4 protein-coding genes are annotated in these 8,008 nt (G+C 27.5%); all 4 read right to left on the reverse strand.

Translation table 11 applies throughout. From position 1 onward, the window contains the following. A partial coding sequence (locus CSGHG_RS21305; protein ID WP_010299061.1) for a S8 family serine peptidase occupies positions 1 to 3,017 on the reverse strand: 3,017 nt, incomplete at its 3' end. A gap of 1,074 nt (positions 3,018 to 4,091) precedes the next feature. Next, complete coding sequence (locus CSGHG_RS17670) at positions 4,092 to 5,858, reverse strand: ABC transporter ATP-binding protein (protein ID WP_010299065.1); 1,767 nt, start codon at positions 5,856 to 5,858, stop codon at positions 4,092 to 4,094. A gap of 17 nt (positions 5,859 to 5,875) precedes the next feature. Further along, positions 5,876 to 7,171 (reverse strand): lanthionine synthetase LanC family protein, encoded by a 1,296-nt coding sequence (locus CSGHG_RS17675; RefSeq protein ID WP_010299068.1) that lies wholly within the window; start codon positions 7,169 to 7,171, stop codon positions 5,876 to 5,878. Positions 7,172 to 7,730: 559 nt separating this feature from the next. Next, positions 7,731 to 7,967 carry a hypothetical protein gene (locus CSGHG_RS17680; protein WP_010299071.1) on the reverse strand — a complete coding sequence of 79 codons (237 nt, stop codon included), beginning with the start codon at positions 7,965 to 7,967 and terminating at the stop codon, positions 7,731 to 7,733. Positions 7,968 to 8,008 lie beyond the last annotated feature (41 nt).

An 8,008-nucleotide genomic window follows, 5' to 3' on the forward strand; every position in this document is an offset into this window, starting at 1 on the left:
ATTCCAGATAATTCATCATTAGCTTTAAAATAAAGTTTTATAGCACCATCTTCTAAATTTTCATATTTTACAACTTCAACATTTGGTCTAACTGTATCAACTTTAACTGGCATTTCTATTACTTGTTCCTGTGCACTCTCATAATCTACTTTTAATTTAATTTTATAAGTGTAATTTCCATCTGGAACATTTACATAACTACCTTTAGATTTATCAAATATTTTTCCATCCCAAGCTAATTCATGAGATAATTCCGGAATTCTTCCCGTATAATAAGATCCAATTATTTTTTTACTGTAATTTCCCTTATTGCCCACATTTCTAACATTTTTTTTGTTTTTATCCAATATCTCCACTGATACTGATTTTGCGTTTCTTATTAAATATAGACCTGGGAAAATTACATCATTTATAGAGTCATTATTAGGACTTATAGCTATTTTAGAGCTATCATATTTATTACTTTTATCTTCATTCTTACCTACAACTCCCATTATATACTCATGTGTATTAACTTTAGTAACAGCCAAATTTTCAATTAATACATTTGGATATTCTCCAGTTGCTTTTAGTGTTTCAACTAATATATGCTTATCTTCATCCCATGCATTATTAGTTGCTATACTTTCCTTACCCCAGTCACCATAATATCCTAAATATGGTATTGCCAATGTTGGTACTTTTTCCTTATTAGGTGTAAATTTAATAAATCCTTCTAAATATCTGTCTTCTGATAATCCACTACCTATTTTTAATGTTACATCTACTTTAGCATCTCCCTTAGCTGGAACTTTAATTTTATCACTACTAAATTCTAAGCTAGCATCTTTTTTATTTAAAGCTTTATCTCTTACCATTTCACCATATTCAGTATTTTCATCTTGAGTTAGAACTCCACCTAACTCTTCAACTTTATATTCTATATCTTCACTTCCATAGTTTTTTAAATCTAAAGTAAATATAGCCTTATCTCCTCTTATTTCTTTAAGTTCAACAGATGCTTCCCCATTATTTGTTACAGTAACTCTATTTCTTATAGCATCTTCAACTTGAACAACTCCTGCACCTTGTCTTCTTGGAGAATAAGGAACATTTTTAGCAAACTTATCTATTTTAACACTTGAAGTATTCATCATTATATTTTTAGCATAATCTATTAGTTCTCTACCTTTAAGTTCTGGTGAATATTCTTTAATAGCTTCCATTAATAAAGCCATTGAACCTGCTGCATGTGGCGCTGCCATAGATGTTCCACTCATAACCCCATGTTCACCTTCATTTAAAGTTGATAAAATTTGTCCACCTGGAGCTGATACTTGAGGTTTAAATTCAAGACTTGGAGATGGGCCCCAAGAACTAAAGTATGAAAAATCAGAACTATCACTATTTTCATTTAAAACATTTTTTAAATCTCCATTAAACAAAACTGTATCTTTTTTCATAGCATTTAATAACTTCTTACCAGTAGTGTTCCCTACACATATAGCTGGTATTTTAATATTTGGATCTGTTGCCATATCTATAAGTGATTCATCACCGTCTTTATTATATATAATTACACCAACTGCACCATGAGATTGTGCATTTAATATTTTATTTATGAAATCTAATTCTCCTTTTTTTATAAGAGCAACATTTCCTTTAACAGATTTACAATCGTCTGTATTTCCAAGTCCACAATCTATTATTTCATATCTCTTATTAAACATATCTTTATAATCAACTTGGTGCTCTTTAAAGCTTCCCTCAGTTATAACTTTGCCCTTATCATCTTTAAATACAATAACTTTTTCTGCAACAGTAGTATTTTCATAACTTGCAACCATTAATGCATCTTTAGCTAATGCAGGGGATTCTACTGTTATCTGATCATTTAACATGCCAAGTCCATAAGGAGCTGTTGATGAGGAGCTATTACCTGCTGAAACTACAACCATAACTCCAGAATCTGTAGCCCTTGTAATTGCATCCTGAACTGGGTCTGAATCATTTCTATAGCCTGCTAAAGAACCTATACTCATGTTTATAACATCTGCACCTAATGCAACTGAGTCATCTATAGCTGCTAACTGGTCATCTGAATAAGTGTATTCTCCAAGAGGCCCATTAGAAAATATTTTCATGGCTAATAACTGAACCTCAGGTGCAACCCCTTTTACTGATTGATTAGTAGCAATTAGCTTATCATCTCCATCTGCTCCAACTATGCCAGCTACATGAGCACCGTGAGGAAATTTTGGATCTACTATTTCTTCGTTTCTATCAGCGTAGTTATATCCAAAAGGAATTTTTTCAGTAAAATAAGTAGTTGCATTCTTATCAGCCTTTAAAATTCCACTTGCTTTAACTTTTTCAATCTCATCTTTTTTTAATTTTAATTTACTAGTATCTTGTGGATTTTTAAAATCCTTATGCTTATAGTCTATTCCAGTGTCAAGTATAGCTACAACCATACCTTCACCTTTTAAACTATATTTTTTCCATATATCTTCTATTTGAGTAAGTTTTTTTGCGCTATTCATGTCTTTAGTATATTTTTGTGCTTCTGTAACCTTTCTTACTCCATTTACTTCCTCTATTTGTTTTATTTCTTTTCTTTTTACGTCAGCACTAAAACCATTAAATACATTAGTATAGCTATGCCTTACTTCTACACTTTCTATAGTTGAAACTTCATCTCTAACAGTTTTTTGAACTGCTTCTACCTGAGCAGATTCTTTTTCTGTTGGTTTTAATCCCTTAGAGACCATTTGTTGTGCTGACTTTCCATTGACTTCAATAATTACTCTAACAACTTCTTCTTGATCTTGATTATCTTTAATTATATTGTCTGATTGAATTAAATCATTTCTAAAATTGTTAATTATTTGTCCTTTACTCTCTAGTGTTAGTGGCATATTTAAAAGTTTTTCAACATCTTCTGCCTTTGCCATATTGGGAATTGAACCTACTGTTAATGATGCTAACAGTGTAATTGTTATAAATTTTGATAAACTTTTCTTCAATTTGTTATTCATAAAATATGATCCCCCTTAAGTCTTTACATATATTAAAAAGAAATTACTTAAACTTAAATAAATATATTTGAATTTAAGATTTTTTTAATTTCTTTAACCGTTACCACTCATAATTAAAATTTTATTCATATTCTATCATGCTACTTTCAACATATTGAAATAGTATATCTCCCTCCATCACTGGTTGAAATTTACTTGTTGTTCCAAATATTCTTGCTCTAAAATTATCTCCAGTTATAATTGTTTTTTTATATCTTGTAATTTCCCTTTCTTTAAATTTTTTTGATTAGAAACATAATATTCTAAAACTTCTATTTTATTTCCATCATAATTTAATTTTTAATGAAGTTACAATTTCTACCTTCCCATCTCTTTCATATGCTATAATAAATAATTCATCACTTTTTTGCTCTCTATGGATTTTGTAAATTTATCTATAGACTTCATATTTATAACTTCCTCAGAATAACATTCTTATATTTTAATTAAGAACTTGTTTTTAGTTGTATTTTTTATACTATATTCTTCTTGAATAAAATTAAATTTATTTGAATTGTTAAACTTTATATAATAATTTATTTTAAAAGTAAAACGATTACAAATATTAATAAAATTTTATTTAAATGTAGCTTTTGTTTTATAAACTCTCCCACTACTTATACATTCCAATATAAAATGTACTTTTTATTTGTATATTCTAAAATCATGATATTGAATTAGATATATTTTTATACCTCTTCATGAAGTTAGAAAGGTATTATATAGCAAAATATAGATAACCAGTATGTATAGTTAAAAAATTATATAATATAATTATATGTTTAAAAAACAATTATAATTCTTATAAACTAGAAAATTTTAGATTGTAAATTTATAAAACTATAATAGTAAATTTTCACTTAAATAATTTTACATTTAAATTTACAAACAAGATAATAAGCTATTTTTAATAAATCTCTAAAATTAGAAATCTAATATAATTAATTTACTGTAAACCTCTTATATACAAAGGCTTACAGTAAATATTTTTGTTGAGAGAAGTTTAAGAATAGTATTGATTCTCTATATTACTTTTTAAGTTTGTAAATTATATAACTGCTCATATTCTTCAGAATTTATTAGCAAGGATTCATGGTTACCATCACCAACAATCTTGCCTTCCTTAAGAACTATAATTTTATTAGCATTATTTATAAAATTGTTGAACTTATGTGTTATTACACAGCCAATCTTATCTTTGAACACTTTTTTATATAGCTGAGACATTTCAAACTCAGAAATAGAGTCTAAAGCTGCATTAGGCTCATCTAAAAAATACAACCCTGCATTTCTTATAAAAGTTCTGGAAAGTGCTACCTTCTGCCATTGTCCAAATGAAATCTGTTTTCCAGACTCAAACCAAAATCCAAGTTGTGTATCAATACCCTTTTCCTGTTCTTCAACTAATTTTTCAAGTTCAAATTGTCTGCATACATCATAAATTTTTTTATCTTCATTTATCATACTTAGATTACTGTAAGAAACATTTTCCCTTATAGTTCCTTCATATTTAGTAAAATCCTGAAAAAGAGCCCCAATATTTTTCAAGTAACTATCTTTTTCTATATCTCTAAGGTTAATATTATTAATAAAAATTTCTCCTTCATATTCATCATAATATCCCATCAGTATCTTCATGAGAGTGCTTTTTCCACTTCCATTACGCCCAACAATTGCAACAAAATCACCTTTTTTTATGCTTAAATTCACATCAATTAGAGCATATCTATCACTTTCATGGTATTTATATGATAAGTGGTTTATAGTTATGGATTCTATATGATTAATTTTAATAGTTCCACTTATATTTTTTTCTTCTAGATTCATAAAATCAAATAACTGTTCAATAAACATACTAGATTTATTTAACTCTGAAAAAGCCATAATTACACTTTGAATTTCACTCTTAGATGAAATCATTGCTCTTGTATAAGTTATCACATCTCCAATCAAAATTACTCCGATATACCCGCAGTATATGGTATATGAGAAAAGTCCCCCTATCAACAATTGTTCAAATATATTAAAAATGATTAAATATTTCAATCTTTTTTGCAAAATCCCCAAATCTTGTTTAATGAATTTTCGTTCCAATTTATTAAACTTTTCTATAAAGTGTGAAAATAAACCATAAAGTTTTAATTCCTTGTAATTAATTCCGCAAGTAATAACATAACTATAATACCACGCTTTCCTTTCATCATCTGTACGTTTTTTTACCATATTAAATTCTTCTTTATTAATCTTAGTACTTATCATAAATCTTATTATTGGAATGATAATAAGCAATGGCACAACCCAACTTTTAAAACTTAAAACAATTATAAAATAAGAAATGCTAGTAATCAGCATACCTATAACATTTAAAGCTTTATCAAAATAAGAGAGTAATCCACCATCACCCTGTTGTTCCGCTCTTTGAATCATATTGTAAAGCTCACTTTTTTCAAAATCTTGAAGCTGTAACCTTGAAGCTTTTTGTAAAATCCCTCTCTTTATAATTAGATTAAAATTAGAAGCAAACTTAGATTTATAATATCCCCAAATCGTTTGTATTATAGTTTCAATTAAACCCAAACTCAAATATGCAATAATCAATATAAAAATCCCTCTCAGATCTTGTATACTGGTTTGTATCATATTTATAATTTCCTGCATTATTTTTAATGAGGTTGCTGGAATCAGACTGGTAATAATAACTATGCTTATTACAGTATAAATATATCGTTTATCCACATCATAAATAATCCTAGTTATCTTATTTAAAGTTTCTATGTAATTAATATTAAATTTCTTTTTCATTTACATCTCCACAAATTTTAAATTAGCATAAGTATTTTTTTATAATCATTTACGCCATATAACAGTTCTAAAAAAACAAGTACAATACCTGTAACTCCACTTAGTAAAGAATACTCACCTATATAACCTTCTAATCTTCCCTCTTTATTCTCTATCAAAGACATATCTTTATGAACTTGATTCGTACTATATTCACTTAATGAAATAATCTTATCAATAATCTTATCAATTCCATACTCCATAATCTGTCCACTACTCTCATTCATCAAACAAATTTTAGCTGCTAATACACTACTATACCCATGACAAAGACCCGGACTTACTACATAAAATTGTTCTAGTGGAAGTTCTAATGCTTTTATTAGTTCACTTTTATAAAACTCACTTAGATCTTTTAATTCCATATTCTGTACTGTTAACATTAATCCACGTAATATGCCAATATTGCCATAACACCAACTACAAGCATAATGAATACTACCTTCTTCAACCTTGTTATTTTTATATTCTTCAAAAGACAATTGCCCCGGCCAATATGAAATTCCATTTTTAATAACTCTAAAATCATTATAAAATTTTAATATAGTATTTATAGCAGTTTCTAGCCCTTTATCTTTATAACCATATCTATATGCTTTCGATAGCGTCACTAAAGGTGCAATCATACCGTGTGCCATACCAAAATTAAAGTTTCCATTTGGATATAAGACCTTCTCTTCATCATTAAATTGTTGTTGAGATTGAATATGAAAATTGTAAATCATCTCATCCTTATAGTTATGTGTACTTGTTAACTTCACTAAATATTTTATAGCCTCTTCTATTGTTTCTTTATATAATTCATCATCACCTCTATAATCAAGCAAATAATATAACACTCCTGAAATGCCTGATACACAATCATAGTTACCCATTTCAGTATGTTCATAATTTTTTTGAGATGTTTTTGCTATTAATTTTGTTTCTTCCATTAAAAGAGTATGCATACTTTTAGAAAATCTTTTTAACCTTCCTGTATTTTTGGAGTACAATTCCACAGCATAACACATATATCCGAATCCTGATAAAATAGAAACATTATCCTTGTAAATGTGATAATTTTCAATAAAATCTTTTATCTTACAGCACATCTGATACCCTATTTCTTCCCATTTATCCTTATGTTCATCTGTTTTGTACGCAATAGCTGATAAATGTAATATGTCTGTATAGTATATATATTTAATTTCATTTTTTTCATAATCCGATTTTATGCAATGTAAAATATGATCTATATAATTTTGTAATTTTTGGTATATATCATTATTTATCATAATGTTATTTCACCTTTCCTTATTTATTTTAATAAATGTAATTAAATCTACATGTTTGTATAATCGTTTTTCTATAAATCCTCTTCCTGAACTTTTAATAGTTCATTTTAAAAATTTCCCTGGCTCGAAACTATTACTTGAATAAAATTGTGCATATTAAGAAATTTCAGGTTTTATATATTCCTTTATAATATTATTGCAATATGTTAATTTATATGAACATTGCTCTTCTCAACAAAATGGAATACAATAAGTTTGATCAAAAACTAATTATACCCTTAGAAAGGAGAGAAGAACAATGAGCAAAACTAGTATAAAATGTCCTCGCTATCATTCTCATGAACTGTATAAGTTTGGTTTTGATAAGCAGATTTATTTACTATGCAATAAAATAAACAAACTTATACAATTTTAAAAGAGCGAGTAAGTCTATAAAAAATCAAGCTATTTTTCATAACTACTTAACAGATTCTTTAGTATTATCAAATTTTATTTTTAACTATAACCATGAGACAGATTCTTATTCTTATATTTTAATAATAACTACTTATTCTTTCTTTTAGCATCTTGCTTGTACAGCTCCAGCCATTGCCCTATGACAAGATGCAGCTGGTCTATCTTTTGTTGGCATTGCACATTCTCTGCCATTAGTACAGTTAAGGGCTTTAGATATTTTAACCCAGCAGGTTAATGCTGATGTTATTATGTCTACTGTATAGTCTGATACACCCTTACTTTGTGCTCCATTTTCGCTTACCATTTTTAAATCCAAATCAAAATCATTATAATTTGACATTTTCTAACCTCTTTTCTTCTATCTCACATTATGCTTAAAAA

Source organism: Clostridium senegalense JC122, from assembly GCF_000285575.1.
In the GTDB taxonomy this organism is placed as follows: domain Bacteria; phylum Bacillota; class Clostridia; order Clostridiales; family Clostridiaceae; genus Clostridium_J; species Clostridium_J senegalense.